The organism is Herminiimonas sp. GW821-FHT09C12 (genome assembly GCF_059416385.1).
In genome coordinates this window covers 704,935-725,833 of sequence record NZ_JBWKPC010000002.1, presented here as the reverse complement: position 1 = coordinate 725,833, position 20,899 = coordinate 704,935, and the positions used below count along the sequence as shown (strand labels likewise).

Genomic DNA, 20,899 nt, shown 5'->3' with positions numbered 1-20,899 from the left:
TCAACCCTCGTAATTATGCTGAGTATCGATTGCGACAGGAGCCGGGTGCCCCGCATAGGCCTCGCCTTCCGGTTCCGTCTTGCGGCTGAATTTTTTCTCCAGCGTACGCAGCAACACATAGAAGATCGGCGTCAAGAACAGACCGAAGGCCGTCACACCGATCATGCCGGAGAACACCGCTACACCCATCGCATGACGCATCTCTGAACCTGCACCGGAAGAAATAATCAGCGGTACCACACCAGCAACAAATGCAATCGATGTCATCAAGATCGGACGCAAACGCAAACGTGCTGCTTCAATGGCTGCTGCATACGTCTCACGTCCCTGATGCTCCAGTTCACGAGCGAATTCCACAATCAGAATCGCGTTCTTACAGGCTAGCCCGACCAATACAATCAGACTGATCTGCGTAAAGATATTGTTGTCACCACCGGTCAGCCAGACACCAAAGATGGCAGACAGCAAGCCCATAGGCACGATCAACAAGACAGCCAACGGTAGGGCAAGACTTTCATATTGCGCAGCAAGTACGAAGAACACCAGCAACATCGCCAACGGCAAAATGATGAACAGCGTATCGCCGGCGATCTTGTCTTGATACGTGATCTCGGTCCACTCGTAGCTGATGCCGCGTGGCAGAGTTTCCGCCAACAGGCGTTCCACTACTGCTTGTGCTTGACCTGTACTGTAACCAGGAGCCGGACCACCATTCACGTCAGCAGCCGGGAAGCCGTTGTAGCGAATGAATTGATCTGGACCATAGCTTTGCGTCATTTTGAGCACTGAAGACAAAGGCACCATTTCGCCCTTGGTATTACGCGCTTTCAACAAACCGATATCTTCAGCATGGGCACGGAAAGGTGCATCTGCCTGTACCCGCACTTGGAAGGTACGACCAAATTGATTGAAGTCATTGACATACAGTGAACCCAAATAAATTTGCAAGGCATCGAATACAGCCGGTATCGACAAACCAAGTTGCTGCGCACGTGTACGATCAAGATCGGCATACAGTTGCGGTACATTGATCTGATAGCTGGAGAACATGCCGGCCAGTTCAGGCGCTTGATAGGCTTTCGCGAGGAAGGCTTTCAATGCATCGTTCAATGCTTCCTTACCGAGTGCACCACGATCTTGAATCTGCAGTTTGAAGCCGCCGATAGTACCCAGACCTTGCACCGGTGGCGGTGGGAACATCGCCGTATACGCACCTTGAATGCCAGCGAATTGCTGATTCAATTTCAATGCAATCGCACCACCGCTCAAATCTGCACTCTTGCGTTCGTTGAACGGCTTAAGCGTTGTGAACACAATGCCTGAGTTAGGACTATTCACGAAACCATTGATCGATAAACCTGGGAAAGCCACTGCCGATTCAACGCCTGGTGTTTTCATCGCGATTTCGGACATTTGACGGATCACGTCTTCTGTACGATCCAGCGAAGCGGCATCAGGTAATTGTGCAAAGCCAACCAGATACTGTTTATCCTGAGCTGGAATAAAGCCAGCCGGTACGTGATGGAACAAGAACATCGTCGCACCAATCAACACTGCATACACTGCCAGCGAAGCTGATTTACGTTTCAATACAGTGGTCACACCGGTGCCGTAATTTTGCGAACCGCGATGGAACACTTTATTAAAGCGAATGAAGAACCAGCCAAACAATCTATCGATTAACAACTGGAATTTGTCTTTAGGTGCACCGTGGCTTTTCAGCAGCAATGCTGCCAACGCTGGTGACAAGGTCAATGAGTTGAACGCCGAGATCACGGTCGAGATGGCAATCGTCAACGCAAATTGCTTAAAGAACTGCCCAGTCAAACCGCTAACGAATGCGAGTGGAATAAATACTGCCGACAAAGTCAGTGCGATCGCAACAATCGGACTGGACACTTCACGCATCGCCTTATAGGTTGCTTCACGTGCGGTCAAACCGTCTTCAATATTCCGCTCGACGTTTTCTACCACCACAATCGCATCATCGACGACGATACCGATCGCCAGCACTAACCCGAACAAACTGAGTGCGTTAATCGAGAACCCAAGTCCCATCATCACCGCAAAGGTACCAATCACCGATACCGGTACCGCCAGCAAAGGAATGATGGATGCACGCCATGTTTGCAAGAAGATGATCACAACGATCACAACCAACAGAATTGCTTCCAGCAAGGTATGAATAACCGCTTCAATCGACGAACGAACAAACTGAGTTGGATCGTAGACGATACTGTAATCAACGCCTTCCGGCATATCTTTTTTCAATGCAGCCATCGTTTTACGAACGTTGTCTGAAATTTCCAGCGCGTTAGAACCTGGCGATTGGAAGATCGGCATCGCGACCGCCGATTTGTTATCCAGCAGCGAGCGTAATGCATATTCGCTGGAACCCAATTCAACACGTGCCACATCACGCAAACGCGTGACTACGCCATCCGGCGAAGTACGAATCACGATATCGCGGAAGTCATCTTCAGTTTTGAGACGGCCTTGTGCATTGACCGACATTTGATAATCCACACCAGGGACCGATGGCGATGCACCGATTACGCCGGCAGCGACGTTCACGTTTTGCTCACGGATCGCATCAACCACATCGTTGGCGGACAAGCCACGCTCCGCTACCTTGCGTGGATCAAGCCAGATCCGCATCGAATAATCGCCGGCACCGAACAATTGGACCGAGCCGACACCAGGTAAACGCGCAATATTGTCTTTGACGTTCAGCACCGCGTAGTTACGCAAATACGTCATGTCGTAGCGATCATTTGGCGAAACCAGATGGACCACCATCGTCATGTCTGGCGAACTCTTGACCGTGGTAACCCCCAAACGCTGCACCACGTCGGGCAGACGTGGCAAGGCCTGGTTCACACGGTTTTGCACCAACTGCTGCGCTAGATCCGGCGGCGTGCCAAGTTTGAATGTGACGGTCAGTGTCATCAAACCATCGGAGGTTGCCTGCGACGCCATATACAACATGCCTTCTACGCCGTTGATCTGCTCTTCGATCGGCGTGGCGACTGTTTCCGCGATGGTTTGCGGATTGGCACCCGGGAAGTTGGCTTTGACCACGACCGATGGCGGCACGACTTCCGGATATTCAGAGATCGGCAGGTTCAACATCGAGATCAAACCACCGATCAGGATGATGGCCGATAAAACGCCGGCAAAGATGGGGCGATCGATAAAAAATCGAGAGATATTCATTTCAGTTTTTCTTCTTAAATGTGGTGAGCGGAGTCAGCTACTGTCGGGTTCCGATTTAGTTGACTGCGCTGGAAGCCGCCTGCCCTGTCGGCTTCACTGTATTTGCACTGGCGACACGTGCATCCATCTTCACGACTTCCGGTGTGACGGTGTCATTCGGACGTATGCGTTGCAAACCGTTGACGACGATGCGTTCATCTTTTTTCAAGCCGGTACGTACTACACGCAAGCCATCGACCATCGGTCCCAATGTGATTTGGCGATACACCGCCTTGTTGTCTGCACCAACTACCATCACGTATTTTTTGTCTTGATCGGTACCGACTGCTTTGTCGTCGATCAACAATGCATTCTTGGCGTTGGAATCACCGGTACGTACGCGGGCGTACATACCTGGCGTCAGGCTGCCGTTTTCGTTATCGAATACAGCGCGTACGCGTATCGTGCCGGAGCCGGTATCAACTCTGTTATCAAAAGATTTGACATGACCCTGACGTGGATAACCTTCTTCACTGGTCAGACCCATCGCAACCGGGACGCGATTCACGCCAGTGTTACCTACAGCGCCACTGCTTGAATAACGGATGTAAGTTGGTTCGTCGATTTCAAAATTGACATAAACAGGCGATACCGAAACCAGCGTCGTCAGTGTCGGTGCAGTTGGTCCTGTTGCGACCAGATTGCCTACCGTGATCTCGGCACGTGAGACGCGGCCGGCGACCGGTGCAGTGATTTCCGTATATTGCAGATTCAAGCGGGCTGTAAGTACTGCGGCGTCGGCGGCTTTCAGATTGGCATCAGCTTCATGCAATGCATTTTCACGTTGATCGAGTTCGCGTTGCGCGACCGCACGATCTTCCAGCAAGCGTTTGGTACGATCCAATTCTGTTTTTGCCAATGACAAGCGAGCTGATGCACCTGCGCGTGCTGCATCGGCACGAGCCAGTTCAGCTTTATAAGGACGTGGATCGATGGTGAACAGCAAAGCGCCCTTCTTCACTAATTGCCCATCCTGAAAATGCACAGCGTCGATAGTGCCGGAAACGCGCGGACGAATTTCAACACGCTCAACAGCTTCGACGCGACCGGAAAAATCATCCCATTCCGTTACCGAGCGCTCCAGCACATTGGCGACTGTTACGCCGACTGCTGCCGGTGCTGCAACTGGCGGTTTTTCTGCGCGACCAGTCAGAGAAATTGTCGCCGCGCCGGCGATGATGAGGATGCCCGCGGCAATCGCGACAGTACTGCGGGAAAAACGTGGTGTAGTTGATACTTTCATTTTCATTCCCTGAAATGTGATCTGCAAAAAAGATGATCTTTAAGAAATAGTGCTTGCCACTAATTGGCAAATGTTTGAGCCGATGCATGCGTAAGCATCAACATCGCGACGCAGCTCCCCCGCGGCGAGATGTCTTCAGCGCAGTTGTGAAATCGACAAAAAATGCGGATTGCCAGCCAGCATCCGCATTTAGTGGCATCATGTCGGTCTTGTGCATGACTGTTAGCGCTTTGCCGCTACCGATTGCCCAAAGTTACCAAGCGATACCGTCGCACCAGCCAATACGCCACCACCTGTCAAGGCACTGTCGTAAATCATGTCTTGCAGCGCGTCGTTATGCATCGCAGCAGACAATGCAAAGGTACTGGCAGCAATAATGGTGATTTGATAGAGACGGTTTTTCATTTGGCACACTCGCTTTTGATTACACAGATAAAAAATATTGATAGATAGAAACTGAGACAAAAACCAAAACGGCGTTTTGCCTAAAGCAACGCAATAAAAATATTTCCGATTCATGTCACTTTTATATTTCATAGCGATCGCTATGAAAGTATGATGTGACTGTATATTGCTTGTCTTAAGCTGTCAAGGTGTTTACTATCGATCGCTATGGAAATGGAAAACAAATCCGAAAAGCCGCGCAAAAAAACCGGCCGTCCCCTCTCTTTTGATAGAGAAACGGCTCTGGAGCGCGCAATGTTGGTTTTTTGGCGTTATGGCTACGAAGCTGCATCGCTGAGCGAACTGACATCTGCCATGGGCATCACACCGCCCAGCCTGTACGCTGCGTTCGGCGACAAGGAACAATTGTTTCTTGAGGCGGTAGAGCGTTATTCAACGAAAAGCTGCGATGCCCTGCAATGCCTGTTTGATGAAGCACCAACCGCGCGCGACGCCATCGAACGTTTGTTGCAAAGCAGCGCCATAGACAATACCTGCCCTAGCCATCCACCCGGCTGCCTGGTCGTCACGTCCACCACCAATTGCTCCGCCTCGGCCGAGCACGTGCAAAGCGCAATGACAGAGCGCCGCGATAATGTGGAAGTCATGATCAAGACCAGAATTGAGCAAGGTATGGCCAAAGGTGAATTGCCACCCGGCACCGATGCCAGCGCACTCGCCAGTTTTTACGCAACGGTGATACAGGGAATGTCGACGCAAGCCAGAGATACTGGTGATCGAGACAAATTACTCGCGATTGCATCTGCTGCAATGCGCGCCTGGCCTGCCGCCAAGTAAGACAGCGGACTGCTGGTTGGACTGCAAATCCCGCTATTTAAAAATTCACTGAAGGAAAATTAGAAGGAAGAGCCTGCCGTTTGCAAAAACGCACGCTCTTCTTCTGTCGTTTCACGCCCCAGAATCGCATTCCGATGCGGAAAGCGACCAAAACGCGCAACGATATCGCGATGCCGAATCGCAAATTGCACAAAGCCGGAAAAAGTTTTTTCTTGTGCAGCCGGTGCATCACGCAACAACTGCTCATATAAAGCGACTGAGCGTTCCTGATGCGTAATATTCTCGGAGTGTTCCAGCGGAAGATAAAGAAAAACGCGTTCTATAGGTCGTAACGCTTGATCGAAGCCATGATCAAGTCCCATCAGACTCCATTGCAGAGCCAGAGGATCGAAGGCAAAAGAAGTCGACAAGCCGCGATACATATTGCGCGGAAATTGATCCGTCAACAGGATCAGCGCAAGCAAACCACGCGGCGTCGCTGCCCATACATCCAACTCGCCATTCGCGGCTGCCAGAGTAGATTCTTGAAAGCGATCCCTGATCGTCTGATCAACAGTCGTATCCTTGGACCACCAAAGCTTGCCTTGCTGTTCGGCTGCTTTGGCATCGTCCTCGTCCGTACCAAACCAGAACTCAAGTATCGATGCTATCGTTTCTACCGGCATACCTGCTCCCTTACTCCAAAATCGTGTCGCTATAGTCGCATAGCTTCTACCGATCTGGAAGTCGGTGATCAGGCTTTGGTATTGATGTTTTGGCCGATATTCGCAGGTAAATTCACTTTCGGGATTGCATCGATCAAAGTCGTCGCCATTGCACTCTGAATGTCCATCGCCTTCTTGAACACGGTCAGAGACACGTCGCTATTCGTGCGCTGCTGTGCCATGCTGGTCGCCAAACTTGCAATATTGCTTACGTCCATATTCGCCTCAAATCAATACGCCGGGAATGACGCTTCATCTATCTTATCGGCACATCTGCGAAATTCTTTACACGTATCGCACTTGATTGATGAGATTTCTTAATCCACCAAATATGCTGGTAATTGCTTGAGTTTATGTGCTCACCGCCGTTAAAAGGTTATGGCGTCTTGCCTGATTCATGAGAGTAGTTTTATGCGTATACAAAATGTAAAGATTTCCAGTCGTCTGATTCTGTTAAGTACTTTTTTGATTCTAGGATCAGTAGCTCTGGGCTTGACAGGCTGGAGTACTCTCAACAGAACCAATGCGCTCATGACGTTGACGCTTGAACAAGCTTCTAACGTCGAACATGCCGTCGACACGGCCAGAAAAGCACAAGTCGACTTCAAGATTCAAATTCAAGAATGGAAAAACATTCTGCTGCGTGGTCACGATATTGATGCATTCACTAAATACAAAGCAGCGTTCATTGAACAAGGTAAAGAGACGCACGAAGGTTTGAATAAACTGAGCGGCGTACTCAGTAAACTCCAGCTCAGCACAGCACTGGTAGATGAAGCAAATACAGCATTGGTTAAGTTGGAAAAAAATTATCTTGAAGCACTGACGCAGTACGACCATGCAAAGCAAACGAGTGCACAAGATGTCGATGCATTGGTAAAAGGTTTGGATCGCGAGCCTACGCAAAAAATCGATCAAATTGTCACCTTCGTCAGTGAAGGCTCTGCAAAAATTCGTGAACAAAATCGCATCACTGCACAGGATCAAAATGATCTTGCGACGAAAACAATTTTACTCGCACTGACAATATTGACCGTTGTTGGAGCCACCCTCACCTATTGGATTATCACTAGCGTCACACGCCCTTTGAACGACGCGATTGATATTGCCCGCACAGTTGCATCAGGCGATCTCACGACACAGATAAACGTCACATCCAAGGATGAAACTGGCCAGCTCCTTCATGCCTTGAAAGACATGAATGAAAATCTCATGCGCATCGTGACGAAAGTTCGCAATGGTACGGATGCAATTGCGACGGGTTCAAATCAAATTGCGGCGGGCAATCTCGATTTATCTGCCCGCACAGAACAGCAAGCCAGCGCGCTTGAAGAGACTGCATCTTCGATGGAAGAAATCACCTCTACTGTCAAACAAAATGCAGATAACGCCAAGCAGGCCAACCAATTGGCAGCAAACGCCTCAGACATCGCAATCAGAGGTGGTGAAGTCGTATCTCAGGTCGTATTGACGATGGGGGCGATCAACGATGCATCGAAAAGAATCGTCGACATTATCAGCGTCATCGACGGCATTGCATTCCAGACCAATATCCTTGCCTTGAATGCTGCAGTTGAAGCAGCCAGAGCTGGGGAAGAAGGACGTGGCTTTGCAGTAGTTGCAGCAGAAGTACGCAATCTCGCACAACGCTCTGCATCTGCAGCAAAAGAAATCAAAGCCTTGATAGGAGATTCAGTGGAAAGAGTCGATACCGGTGGGAAACTGGTCGAACAAGCAGGCACGACTATGGATGAAATCGTTAACAGCGTAAAACGCGTGACCGACATCATGGCGGAAATTACAGTGGCCAGCGAGGAACAAAGCGCAGGAATTGAACAGGTCAATCAAGCCATCAGCCAAATGGACGAAGTAACGCAACAAAATGCTGCCTTGGTAGAAGAAGCAGCCGCTGCCGCTACGTCATTGCAAAATCAGGCGGAGCACTTAGCACAAACTGTTGGGAGCTTTAAATTGCATGATCAGAATGTGGGACTTGCATTAAATACTGCCCTGCCTGCTTGAGCAGCCTTGCCGCATTTATCGTCAAAAACAACGATACGCTGCGCTGAACAAAGAAAAGCCCGCTTAAATGGGCTTTTCTTTTACACCCATCATTTTCCGATATATATGTTCGAGCAGCAAAGAACCATGTTCTATTACAGCGAGCTAGCGCATTCTGACATTTGCATACAAAGTAATAAAATCACAGATATTTTTTCCAATGTCACGGCTATTTGGGTGAATAAAAATTAACCCTGCTTCAAGTACAAATTGATGGCAAGATGAATAATGATCCCCGTGAAATAGCCAACGAAATATCAGACAAAAATGCTCCGTAACCTTATACGCGTTTCATTTTTCACTCGACTCTCTCTGCTGCTACTCAGCCTTGCACTTACTGCCTGCGCCTCGCTGCCTGATGTTCGCTATTTAAAAACATCATTAACACCGCAAGACTCAATCTCGATACAAACCAGCCAAGGCAATCTATCCAAACAAAAATCAGAATCCTTGCTGGCAAAACGCTTGCGTAGCGATAACGTCAATCTACCGGAATTAGCTGCTCTGGAAGAAGCCGCAACTGGCAGTCCACTCATCGCGGGCAATAAACTCACCCTGCTCAACGATGGTCCGGAAACAATGGCAGCCATGCTCGCCGCCATCAAAAATGCCAAAAATCACATCAATCTGGAAACCTATATTTTCAATCAAGATGCTTTGGGCAAAGAGTTCGCAGAACTACTCATGCAAAAGCAGCGCGAAGGCGTACAGGTCAACATCATTTATGACAGCATCGGTTCCATCGGCACACCACCAGAATTTTTCCAGCAATTGCGTGACAGTGGTATCAACTTACTCGAATTTAATCCCGTCAACCCATTCAAGCAGCTCTTTTCCTGGCACTTGAATAATCGCGATCATCGCAAAATTCTAGTCGTCGACGGCATGATTGCATTCACCGGCGGCATCAACATCACCAGCGATTACTCATCTAAATCGTTATTCCGCTCACGTAAAAAAGATAACGTTGATCTAGGTTGGCGCGATACGCATATACAAGTAGAAGGACCGGCTGTCGCTTCGTTCCAATGGCTATTCATGCAAACATGGGCAAGTCATAAGCCAGACAATCTCGCTGAACGGAATTACTTCCCGCCGTTAAAACCCATGGGAAAAAAAATCGTGCGCGTCATTGCCAGCGTACCCGACGGCGATTACGCGGTGTACAAAGCCTATGTACTCGCGATGCAGGAAGCAAAAGTATCCATACACGTTACGAATGCCTACTTCGTTCCGGATGTGCAATTAATACAAGCGCTTACCGATGCAGCCAAGCGTGGCGTGGATGTGAAGATGGTATTCCCCGGCGTATCTGACGCGGGACTAGTCATGCATGCAGGACGTTCGTTTTATACCGAGTTGCTTGCCAGCGGCGTGCGCATATTTGAACTGCAGGCATCCGTGTTACATGCCAAAACTGCTGTCATCGATGGCTACTGGTCCACCGTCGGCTCCACCAATCTCGATATGCGCAGCTTCTTGCACAATAACGAAGTCAATCTGATTGCACTGGACAAGAATTTTGGAGATGTGATGGAAAGCGCATTCAACGAAGATTTGAGTAATTCAATAGAAATCACTGCTGAGCAATGGGCACAACGCCCATTCTCGGATCGCATGCGCGAATGGATGGCACGACGTTTGGAATACTGGTTATAGAAGTGTCATCATCCACTACACTTCGGCAGCTTCAAATCATTTCAAGCAAGTCCACATCGATCAGCTCAAAAAAAATCCTACTCATTTTCATGAGTAGGATTTTTTTATAACTATTGCTCAATCCTGAATACCAACTATGCGGCTCGTGGATCAGGTTTCGAGCAAGTGAACATTACAACGCCAGATCAGCTGGTTCATTCTTAGGTTGTCGCGCAGGTGCAGCTTGCGGAACTACCGTGCGATCGATTGCAGGAGGCGGTGTCAGCTGAAGAATCTGGCTGGTATATACCCATTCCTGATAGACCTTGTCAGGGCTGTCGTTGAGCTTGGTGCCATAGCTCGGAACGATCTGGCGTATCTTGCTCTGCCAAGCTGGTGTCGCGACCTTGTCCTTGAACACTTTTTCAAGCACGTTCAGCATGATAGGCGCTGCAGTCGATGCACCAGGAGAAGCACCCAGCAAACCTGCAATGCTGCCATCTTTGGAACTAACAACTTCTGTTCCCAGTTTCAGCTCGCCGCCCTTTTTCTCATCGCGCTTGATGATCTGTACGCGCTGACCGGCTTGCCACAAACGCCAATCTTCTTTTTTCGCATTCGGGAAGTATTCCTGTAATGCTTTCAGGCGATCATCGTCAGACAGCATCAGTTGACCAGCCAGATATTCAACCAGTGGATACTGCTCGACACCAACTCGCACCATAGGCCAAACGTTGTGCGTAGTCGCGCTCGTGAACAGATCCAGATACGAACCTTCCTTCAGGAACTTGGTAGAAAAAGTCGCGAATGGTCCAAACAAAATAACGCGCTTGCCATCCAGAACACGGGTATCCAGATGCGGAACCGACATCGGAGGAGCACCTACCGATGCCTTACCATAAGCTTTGGCCAAATGGCGTTCAGCAATGGCTGGGTTGTCGGTAACAAGGAAAGATCCGCCTACAGGAAATGCGCCATATTCATTGGCTTCCGGAATACCTGACTTTTGCAGCAGATGCAAAGCACCACCACCAGCGCCGATGAACACGAACTTGGCATCAGTTTGTGTTTTGGTACCGTCCTTCAGATTCTTGTAAGCGATGCGCCAAGTGCCATCCGCATTACGCGTGATGTCTTGTACTTCACTGGAAAGCTTCAGGGAGAAATTCGGTTTCGTTTGAAGAGTGCCGACGAACTGGCGCGTGATCTCGCCAAAGTTTACGTCCGTGCCGATAGGCGTCCAGGTAGCAGCAATCTTTTGATTCGCAGGACGTCCTTCCATCATGAGCGGAACCCACTTCTTGATCTGCTCAGGATCTTCAGAGTACTGCATGCCTCTGAATAAAGGGCTGGCTTGCAGCGCTTCATAGCGCTTCTTCAAATATTTGGTGTTCTCATCGCCCCACACAAAACTCATGTGCGGTGTCGAATTGATGAAGGAGCGAGGATTTTTCAAGATACCGTTCTTGACTTGCCACGCCCAGAATTGACGTGAAATCTGGAACGCTTCATTGATTTCGATAGCCTTGGCAATCTCAACCTTGCCATCCTTGTTTTCCGGCGTGTAGTTCAGTTCAGCTAAGGCTGAATGGCCAGTTCCTGCATTGTTCCAGCCGTTTGAGCTTTCCTTGGCAACACCGTCGAGTCGCTCGACCATTTCCATGGACCAGGTAGGCTCCAGCTCATTGAGCCAAATACCCAGGGTTGCACTCATGATGCCGCCGCCGATGAGCATGACATCTACTTTTTTGATTTCTGCTGCATGCACAGGCATGACAACCAGAGACAAAGCAAAAGCCAATAAGGCAAGGTAGTTTTTTTTAAACATTATTTAATCCACGTTCATTAAAAATGACATCCATTTTTCATGCTCACTATGCAGCGGTGTACGCGACATAGAAAACACGAGGACATAGACTGATCATCAGAGTACTGATGCAGCAAGTCACAGGAGCACCACGAGGGTCAAATGCGACCAAATCGTGATCAATTAGGCAATCAATTTCCGAGTGGAAACCCGTCTTAATTTAGACGTGCATAATTTTACTACCACTTCAACTTTTGCAACTTCTGTTTAATGAGTTAACAAAGTGTTCGCTGAAAACTGCTAAAGCACGAACGGTAACGTCATCCGGTGATTGGTATCCTTAGCCAAGCCTGACGAAGGCTCATCTGAAGCTGCACCTGAGGCCTCACCTCAATATTACTCAAGCTCATTTAATTACTCTTTAGATGAGACAAAGTCTGATAACTTAGAGCCAAGCCGGAAAGATCTGATTTCACATTTGATTCGTATTTTTACAATCCGATCAAGGAAGTCGCATGAAAGTCATCAATCGCATACGCAAGGCAAATCAAGGGCGAGATCCTGAACGACTCGCGATGAAGTACGCCGCGATGCGTACTGACCCATTCGTGTTTCTGCGTGGGACTTGCCACTTGTTCTATGACCGATTGCCTAAGAACGGCATGTTTAAAGCGTCACCTCTGGTCTGGTGTTGCGGCGATTTGCATATCGAAAATTTAGGCAGCTACAAAGGCGATAACAGACTCCCCTATTTTGATATCAATGATTTTGATGAGGCCGTACTCGCTCCAATACCATGGGAACTATCTCGGCTGATTGTCAGCATTCTCGTCGGCGTTCCTTTACTTGGTTTGTCCAATACGGATGCCACTATCCTTGCGCAGGAATTTATCTCTGCCTACGTCGATGCGCTTGCCACAGGCAAAGCCAGATGGGTAGAAAGGGAGACTTCTTCAGGCTTGGTAGGCGAGTTACTAGAGCAAGTACGTCTACGCTCAAGAGTCGATTTCCTGAATAAGAGAACGCAAAACAAAAAAGGACAACGCCATTTTCGCGTCGATGGAAAGAAACTGTTACCGGTTTCAGACATAGATAGAAATCGGATACATCGCTTTATGCAAAGCTTCGCCCGAACGCAAGATAAGCCTGATTTTTACAAGGTCATTGATATCGCACGTCGCGTTGCTGGGACAGGGAGTCTTGGTGTTGCGCGCTATGCGATTCTGGTCGAGGGAAAAGGCTCGCCTAACCAGAACTATTTACTCGATTTGAAGCAAGCCCTGCCCTCATCAATCGCAAAGCATTTAGGGCACCTTCAGCCTAAATGGAAAAGTCATGCAGAACGTGTCGTCACTTTGCAAAAAAGAATGCAGGCAGTTTCCATCGCCTTCTTGCACGCAGTTGAAATTCAAGATCAGCCCTATGTCTTGCGTGCTTTACAGCCCACGGAAGATCGCGTCCCACTCACAGGTCAACAGCACCATATCGATCATTTAATCGGTGTTGTTAAAGTAATGGGAGAATGCGTCGCATGGGCACAGTTGCGTAGCTCGGGACGTGAAGGTTCAGCGATTGCTGACACGCTCATCGATTTTTCCGGACGTAAAAAATGGCGTAGTAACTTACTCTCTATTTGCCATGAGCTCGCAGATCAAGTCAAAGATGACTGGTGTATATATTGCGAAGCATACGATGCAGGCTTGTTTGCCCTTGATGACCATCCTTTAAAACGGTAGTACTAACCAACTCACTTATGTCTTCATTCGATCACGCTTTTTCCGTGTATTGGTCAGGGCCCATCCTCGATGCCAGCATTCACCTTTGCTTTACGTTATTAGCAGCCTTGGTACTAGGTGCGTTAGTAGGCTACGAACGTTTTTATCATGGCCATGCAGCAGGTATGCGCACCTATGGTGTGGTTTGCATGGCGTCAGCAGCTTTGGTTGCAGTTCTCGGACACCCTGACGCATGGTTTGGTGCACGCGCACTAGCGACCGCAGCACCTGATCCTACACACGTGATTCAGGGCATAGTGACCGGTATTGGATTCCTGGGTGCTGGTGTGATCGTACATGAGCAATACTCGACGCACGGACTCACAACGGCCGCCTCCATTTGGGCATCTTCCGCGATCGGCATCTTAGTTGGACTTGAACTCTATCCAGCCGCTATCGGTCTTTCACTGCTCTCCAGTGCGTGTATGGCTTACGGTAGCAAACTGGAAAATTTATTACCTTCGCAGGAAGGAATTGCTGTCGTCATGGAGTTCAATCACGATGAAGTCCCTGACACAGATGTGCTGTATCAATTCGCTCAATCGCACGGATACGTGATTGCCCAACGATCACTTTCTGTAATTCAAAGTGATCATAAAATTGAATGGCATTTTATTGCCACGATCATTGATCGCACACGCGGAGAAACAATTACTCTGCTGACCGAGCAACTGAAAGAAATCAAAAATCTTACTGGATTTCAGCTCACTCACGCGCGGAACTAAACCAGGTCTCTCTGGGGGAGATATCCAAACAACTGGATATCTCTCGCAATACCATCAGACGTTATCTGCGTCCCAACATCATCGAACCAGCCTACGCTGATCGACACTCCGCCATTTCTCTCGTTCAATACACATTCAAACTTCCAGCCTGCTTAAAAACCTCGGCTACGGGCTAATTACCTCACCTCGCAAAATATATTTCTCATTTCCGCCGCAAAACGAGACGCATGGTATAGCCGCCTTCAGGATTGCCCCCACAATCTCGCAGCTTGGATTCCGCGTGAGTTGGCAAAACGGCCGCAAGGTCGCATTTCCTTGATTGTTTGATGGTCGCTGCGATTAACGGTGACAGGGCAACAAACGCAGGCATACACCTCATCACTAATAATAAAATTCTCAGGGAGTAGTAATGAACAAGAATCACCGGGTTATCTGGAGTGCCGTGCGTCAGTGTTTTGTCGTAACAGGTGAAAACGCCAAAGCCAAAGGCAAATCTTCGTCCACACGTACGGCTATTGCAACCGCTGTAGCAACACTGCTACTCGCTCCTGGTATCGCAGCTGCTGTACCAGGTCCGATTAGCCTCGACTCCGCATTGACCTCGCCGCAAAGTTTTGGCGATGAAGACGTCACAATCAGTAACACCGGCAGCATCAAGGTTGCTACAGGTACCGCGGTAACCATTGGCACTTCATTCAGCGCTACCTTTATTAACAATGGCGCGATAGACACAAACACCTCGCTACAGAGTACTTATGGCATTTTGTTCGACAATAGATTATCTGGAATATTCACCAACTCTGGTTCGATCAACGCTACAACGACCAGTACAACAGGTGCTTATGCTGCTGCTGTTTATATCGATGATCTGTCCGGTACAGTCAGCAACTTGAAAAACAGCACCATCAGTGCTAATGCACTAGGATCAAACGTCAACCCTGATGCTACTGCTAACGCTGTCGAAATCAACAGTTTTACGGGGAAATTGGAAAACGCAGGCAGCATCAGCACCTCAGCTACTGCAATAGATGCTAAAACCAATGGCATCTATATTCTCTCTGGTGTAGACAACACGCCAGCACCAACCTTATTCACTGTTGCAGCGACTACCTCCAGCAACGCTAGCTTGGACAATACCGGCACCATCAGCGCAACATCTGTTGCAACAAACAAAGCTACCGCTAATGGTATCTATACTGAAAATTTCAGCATTGGCGCCATCAATAACTCCGGTACCATCAGCGCTTCAGCGTCATCTACAGCTACTGCACTGCACAGCACAACTGCTAATGGCATCTACCTCAAAACGTTTAGCGATACCCTCAACAACTTAAAAGGCGGCATTATCAGCGCCACCTCTTCACAAGATGCAAGAGGCCTCATTGTCGATGACTTTGCTGGTGGCACTCTTAATAACTACGGCACCATCGTAGCAAGTGGAAGTGGGCAATCTGTCAATTCACTCTATATGAACGCATCTTCCAGTGCTGGTACCGTCAACAACTTTGTTGGTGGCCTGCTGGATGGAAAAGTAACGTTAAACGGCAGCATTAACCTCGACAACAACGGCACGATTGATACTCACAATGATGCAAGTTATGTAGGTGGAAACTATAGCCAAGGCGCTAGCGGTATATTCAAGTTCGACGCGACCAATGCGACCCAGCATGGCCGCTTAGCTATATTTGGAGATGCAAACTTCGCTGCAGGCAGCACCATACAAGTCAACGCAACGCCAACCAATACCTTCGTTATCGGTGACATCATCACAAAGGTTGTCCAGGTTCCCTTTGGCACTATTACCGTCGCAGGCAATGTCATCACAGGCTCCGGCAAATTGTCCGACCTTCGCGTCATCGACAATATTCTGGGTATGGACTTTAATGCCTATTCAAACGGTGCCCAACAAATCGACCTACTCGCCGTTACCGCGACAAGCTTAAGTACCGTTCTCAGTGCGGTACAAGGAGCAGGTTTATCTTCGGCTTCTGGCGCAGCCAGCGTGCTCGATACACTCTTGGTCAATATGGTTAACCAACCAGCAGAGATCAATACTTTCCTCGCATCGCTGACCAGCGCTGGCTTAACCACCGAGCGTCAAGTCGCTGATCGTGTTTCGCAAATCCTCCCAACCATCGGTGCAGGTACCACACAGGCAACCGTCGGAGCGATCCATGGCATGTCGGGTGTGGTACAGCAACGCCAGGATGGCATTAACAATGCAGTCCTCGGTGCGTCGTCAGGCGATACCTTGTATAGCGACAAACATGTGTGGATGAAGCCTTTTGGTAGCTGGGCGAATCAGTCAGACCGCGGTGGTGCGTCTGGTTATAGCGCTAATACTTACGGCATGGTGTTTGGCGTGGATGGTGATATTTCTGATGTGGGTCGTATCGGTGCTGCGTTTGCGTATGCACGCAGCAAAATCGATGGAAATTCAAGTATTGCCACACAAAATGCGAGCGTGAGTAGTTATCAAGCGATTGTCTACGGTAGTCATAAGGTGACTTCAGCAACACATCTGGATTATCAGTTCGATATCGGTGTGCATGACAATGATGGCACGCGTCAAATCAATGGCATAGGCACTGCACGTTCGTCTTATAACAGCATTAGTACGCACGCCGGTGTCGCTTTGGGACACAACTTGCGTCTGGATGACAAGACTGTGTTTAAGCCTTCGATCCGTGCAGATTACACATGGGTACGCAATGATGGGTATAGCGAAACAGGTGTAGGCGCATTGAATCTGAATGTGAACAAGAACAATGCCAAAGAATTGATTTTGGGTGTGGATGGCAAGGTGTCGCATGCCTTGTCGAAGCGTGCTGCTCTGATTGCTAATCTGGGCGTGGGTTACGATGTGATCAATGAAGGGACGAGTCTGACCTCTTCTTTTGCTGGTGCACCGACTCTGGCGTTTACGACGACGGGTATCAATCCTAGTCCGTGGTTGGCACGTGGTGGTGTCGGCATCATCGGCCAGGTGAGCAAGACGCTGGAGATTTCTGCTCGTTATGATTTTGAAGTGCGTAAGGACTTCGATAATCAAACTGCTTCTGTTAAGGCACGTTGGGCGTTCTAATTCTCAATCTGTAATGGCATCAAAAACGCTATGACCGCTTCTGGTGGTCATAGCGTTTTTTATTTTCTATCACGTCCATCTACATCGTCTTGATCGTTTTATTTTTGACATGGTGCATTGTTTTTAATCAGACTTAAGACGAGTAGATCTTCTAGCGTCTCCTCAAACCTGTTGGCAAAAACGTAGATGATTACCAAATGGATCGGCAATATCCATCATGCGTCCCCAAGGTAAATCTTGTACGCCAGGTTTTGCATACTTGTAATCCTTGTTCAGGAGTTCCGTGTGCAAGGTATTGATATCGTCAATAGGAATAAAAATCGCGGAGCCTGGCGTTGCATCGCCATGATGTTCGCTCAGATGCAAAATCAAATCCGAGCGTTTTATTTGCAGATACAAGGGAAAATTATCCCCAAAGTGATGTTCCCAATCAGTTGTAAAGCCGAGAAAATCGAGATAAAACTCTTTCGCCTTGGCTTCGTCAAAGATGCGGATGATCGGGATAGCGGAGGATATTTGCATGGCAGTTTGTCTGGATTTATACGAGCAGCGATTATGGCCGATTTATATTAGTGCGCAAATTAAAAAGCGATGCACCCTAACAGATGCATCGCTTTCATTTTTTCAAGCAGTCTAACTAGTCAAGATCGCTTTACGCCAAATCGAAGCGATCAGCGTTCATCACCTTGACCCAGGCAGTGACGAAGTCCTTGACGAATTTTTCCTTCGCGTCGGATTCGGCATACACCTCGGCCACAGAACGCAACACAGCGTTGGAGCCAAATACCAAGTCCACCCGCGTGCCGGTCCACTTGACATCACCGCTCTTGCGATCACGACCTTCCAACACCTCGGCATCGGTCGCCAGCGGTTTCCACTGTGTACCCATATCGAGCAAGTTGACGAAGAAGTCATTGTTCAGCACGCCCGGCGTTTTAGTGAACACGCCATGCTTGGCGCCGCCAACGTTGATGTTAATCGTGCGCAAGCCGCCGATCAGCACCGTCAGTTCAGGCGCGCTTAAATTCAGCAACTGTGCCTTGTCTATCAGCAAAGCCTCAACAGATGCAGCGTACTTCTTGCTATCGTAATTGCGGAAACCGTCAGCTGGCGGTTCAAGCACGGCAAAGGAATCCACATCAGTCTGATCCTGACGCGCATCGTTGCGCCCTGGTGTGAATGGCACCGTCACGCTCACGCCTGCAGCCTTGGCCGACTGCTCTACCCCCGCGCTGCCCGCCAACACAATCAGGTCGGCCAGTGAAATCTTCTTGCCACCCGCAGCTGATTTGTTGAAGTCAGCCTGTATGCTCTCAAGCGTCTTGAGCACTTTAGCCAGTTGCGCAGGTTGGTTGACTTCCCAATCCTTCATCGGTGCCAGACGAATACGTGCACCGTTGGCACCGCCGCGTTTGTCAGAGCCGCGGAAAGTCGAAGCCGAAGCCCACGCCGTACCCACTAGTTCGCTCACCGACAAACCCGAGGTCAGCAACTTGGCCTTGAGCGCAGCCACGTCAGCAGCATCCACCAGCTTGTAATCCACAGCCGGAATCGGGTCTTGCCAAATCAGTTCTTCCTTCGGTACCTCAGGACCAAGATAGCGTGCACGTGGACCCATATCGCGATGCGTCAGCTTGAACCAGGCACGGGCAAAGGCTTCAGCAAACGCTTGCGGGTCTTCAAAAAAGCGCCGGGAAATCTTGCCGAACTCCGGATCAAAACGCATCGTCAGATCGGTGGTCAGCATCGTTGGCTTGTGGAACTTGCCCTTGACGTGCGCGTCCGGGATGATGTCCTCGGAATCCTTGGCCACCCACTGCTTCGCGCCAGCAGGCGATTTAGTAATTTCCCATTCATACTTGAACAGGTTTTCAAAGAAGTTATTGCTCCACAGTGTCGGGGTCTTGGTCCAGGTTACTTCCAGACCGCTGGAAACGGTGTCCTTGCCGTGACCTTGACCGAAGTTGCTGATCCAACCCAAGCCTTGCGCTTCTATCGGCGCGCCCTCCGGCTCTGGCCCTTTGTGTGACTCAGGTGCCGCACCGTGAGATTTGCCGAAAGTGTGACCGCCGGCAATTAGCGCAACGATTTCCTCGTCATCCATCGCCATGCGTCCAAAAGTGGCACGTATATCCTTGGCCGCAGCCATATAGTCGCCACTGGCATTCGGACCTTCCGGGTTCACATAAATCAGGCCCATATGCGTTGCAGCCAAATTTGGATCCAACTCGCGGTCGCCGTGGAAACGTTTGTCCGTACCCAACCAGGTAGTTTCCGCACCCCAGTTCACGTCGATATCTGGTTCCCATACATCCGCGCGGCCACCGGCAAAGCCAAAAGTGCGAAAACCCATAGATTCCAGCGCCACGTTACCAGTCAACACAAACAAGTCAGCCCAGGAAATTTTCTGACCGTACTTTTGCTTGATCGGCCACAGCAGGCGGCGCGACTTGTCGATGTTGACGTTATCAGGCCAGGAATTGAGTGGCGAAAAGCGTTGTTGCCCGCGCCCGCCGCCGCCGCGTCCATCTTGAGTACGGTATGTGCCCGTGCCATGCCAGGCCATGCGTATGAATTGCGGACCATAGTGGCCGAAGTCAGCAGGCCACCAATCCTGGCTGTCCGTCATCAATTTGACCAGATCGGCCTTCAGTGCCTTGTAGTCGAGCTTCTTGAATTCTTCGGCGTAGTTGAACTGTTCACCCAGCGGATTGGACTTATTGGAATGCTGGTGCAGCAAGTCAACACGTAACTGGTTAGGCCACCAGTCTTTATTGGTCGTACCACCACCGGCGGCATGAAATGGGCACTTGGCTTCGGCTGACATGACGGAGTCTCCTTTGAGTTGTCACGGTTCGAAATGAACCGCTAAAAATTGATGAAAAAGAATGAACCGCTACAAACCACTGCTCGATATCCCGCTCAATGGGCTTGTGCCAAAGCTGCCAGGACTTCCAGCCAAAGTGGCGATGACGACTGAAACAATGAACGGGACAATACAGACTCCTTGATAGTGACGACCTGCAAAGTTTATGCAAAAACTATTAAAAATAGAATTTTGTTATTTAACTATATCGAATAGACAGTGACTATCCCAAGTTATCTGTAACTTAACCCAGAGTGAGAGTCGAGTGATGAAATTTTGGTTATCGGCAAGATGAATACGAGATGCGCTACCAAACGGGATAGCTCAGATTGTTTGTCATTCATTTCGCAGCCTTCTCGGTTAAGCATTGATGAATGCAGTGTAAGGAGAAAGACACTTAATAGAAAATTGATTGATTTTATGGAATCGATAGTTTTTATGATTTTAGAGCCACATATTTAGTACTCGCTACACAGCATAGCTTTCTCGAAGAGTGAG

General features: G+C 49.1%; 14 protein-coding genes. 6 read left to right on the top strand and 8 right to left on the bottom strand.

Going from position 1 to position 20,899, the window contains the following annotated elements:
* The 3 genes from AC07N2_RS13345 to AC07N2_RS13335 form a co-directional block, all read right to left on the bottom strand.
* The gene (locus AC07N2_RS13345) at positions 1 to 3,216 is read right to left on the bottom strand and encodes an efflux RND transporter permease subunit (protein ID WP_494778670.1); all 3,216 of its coding nucleotides are present in this window, start codon (positions 3,214 to 3,216) and stop codon (positions 1 to 3) included.
* A gap of 55 nt (positions 3,217 to 3,271) precedes the next feature.
* On the bottom strand, positions 3,272 to 4,498 hold the full coding sequence (locus tag AC07N2_RS13340) for an efflux RND transporter periplasmic adaptor subunit (protein ID WP_494778669.1): 1,227 nt from the start codon (positions 4,496 to 4,498) through the stop codon (positions 3,272 to 3,274).
* A 222-nt stretch (positions 4,499 to 4,720) separates the two neighbouring features.
* The gene (locus AC07N2_RS13335; protein WP_076591469.1) at positions 4,721 to 4,903 is read right to left on the bottom strand and encodes a hypothetical protein; all 183 of its coding nucleotides are present in this window, start codon (positions 4,901 to 4,903) and stop codon (positions 4,721 to 4,723) included.
* Between the two features lie 213 nt (positions 4,904 to 5,116).
* Here AC07N2_RS13335 and AC07N2_RS13330 point away from each other — a divergent pair, with 213 nt between their 5' ends.
* Positions 5,117 to 5,740: a TetR/AcrR family transcriptional regulator gene (locus AC07N2_RS13330; protein ID WP_494778668.1), complete on the top strand. Its 624-nt coding sequence runs from the start codon at positions 5,117 to 5,119 to the stop codon at positions 5,738 to 5,740.
* 59 nt (positions 5,741 to 5,799) lie between these two features.
* On the opposite strand, the gene AC07N2_RS13325 is transcribed toward AC07N2_RS13330, so the two are convergent.
* On the bottom strand, positions 5,800 to 6,405 hold the full coding sequence (locus AC07N2_RS13325) for a DUF924 family protein (protein WP_494778667.1): 606 nt from the start codon (positions 6,403 to 6,405) through the stop codon (positions 5,800 to 5,802).
* Between the two features lie 68 nt (positions 6,406 to 6,473).
* Positions 6,474 to 6,662, bottom strand: a complete 189-nt coding sequence (locus AC07N2_RS13320; RefSeq protein WP_076591471.1) for a YjfB family protein — start codon at positions 6,660 to 6,662, stop codon at positions 6,474 to 6,476.
* A gap of 313 nt (positions 6,663 to 6,975) precedes the next feature.
* Here AC07N2_RS13320 and AC07N2_RS13315 point away from each other — a divergent pair, with 313 nt between their 5' ends.
* Positions 6,976 to 8,466 (top strand): methyl-accepting chemotaxis protein, encoded by a 1,491-nt coding sequence (locus tag AC07N2_RS13315; RefSeq protein WP_494778666.1) that lies wholly within the window; start codon positions 6,976 to 6,978, stop codon positions 8,464 to 8,466.
* A gap of 306 nt (positions 8,467 to 8,772) precedes the next feature.
* Positions 8,773 to 10,164, top strand: coding sequence for a cardiolipin synthase (gene cls / locus AC07N2_RS13310; RefSeq protein ID WP_494778665.1), 1,392 nt, complete (start codon positions 8,773 to 8,775; stop codon positions 10,162 to 10,164).
* Positions 10,165 to 10,336: 172 nt separating this feature from the next.
* Here cls and mqo read toward each other — a convergent pair whose 3' ends face one another.
* Positions 10,337 to 11,971, bottom strand: a complete 1,635-nt coding sequence (mqo, locus tag AC07N2_RS13305; RefSeq protein ID WP_494778664.1) for a malate dehydrogenase (quinone) — start codon at positions 11,969 to 11,971, stop codon at positions 10,337 to 10,339.
* 494 nt (positions 11,972 to 12,465) lie between these two features.
* Here mqo and AC07N2_RS13300 point away from each other — a divergent pair, with 494 nt between their 5' ends.
* The 3 genes from AC07N2_RS13300 (at position 12,466) to AC07N2_RS13290 (ending at position 17,535) form a co-directional block, all read left to right on the top strand.
* Complete coding sequence (locus AC07N2_RS13300) at positions 12,466 to 13,686, top strand: DUF2252 domain-containing protein (RefSeq protein WP_494778663.1); 1,221 nt, start codon at positions 12,466 to 12,468, stop codon at positions 13,684 to 13,686.
* A gap of 17 nt (positions 13,687 to 13,703) precedes the next feature.
* Positions 13,704 to 14,450, top strand: coding sequence for an MgtC/SapB family protein (locus AC07N2_RS13295; RefSeq protein ID WP_494778662.1), 747 nt, complete (start codon positions 13,704 to 13,706; stop codon positions 14,448 to 14,450).
* A 409-nt stretch (positions 14,451 to 14,859) separates the two neighbouring features.
* A complete protein-coding gene (locus AC07N2_RS13290; RefSeq protein ID WP_494778661.1) occupies positions 14,860 to 17,535 on the top strand; it encodes an autotransporter domain-containing protein in 2,676 nt (891 codons plus the stop codon).
* A gap of 162 nt (positions 17,536 to 17,697) precedes the next feature.
* Here AC07N2_RS13290 and AC07N2_RS13285 read toward each other — a convergent pair whose 3' ends face one another.
* Entirely contained in the window at positions 17,698 to 18,057 is a 360-nt protein-coding gene (locus tag AC07N2_RS13285) for a glyoxalase superfamily protein (protein WP_076591477.1), read from the bottom strand.
* Positions 18,058 to 18,187: 130 nt separating this feature from the next.
* Positions 18,188 to 20,362, bottom strand: coding sequence for a catalase/peroxidase HPI (gene katG / locus AC07N2_RS13280; RefSeq protein ID WP_494778660.1), 2,175 nt, complete (start codon positions 20,360 to 20,362; stop codon positions 18,188 to 18,190).
* Positions 20,363 to 20,899 lie beyond the last annotated feature (537 nt).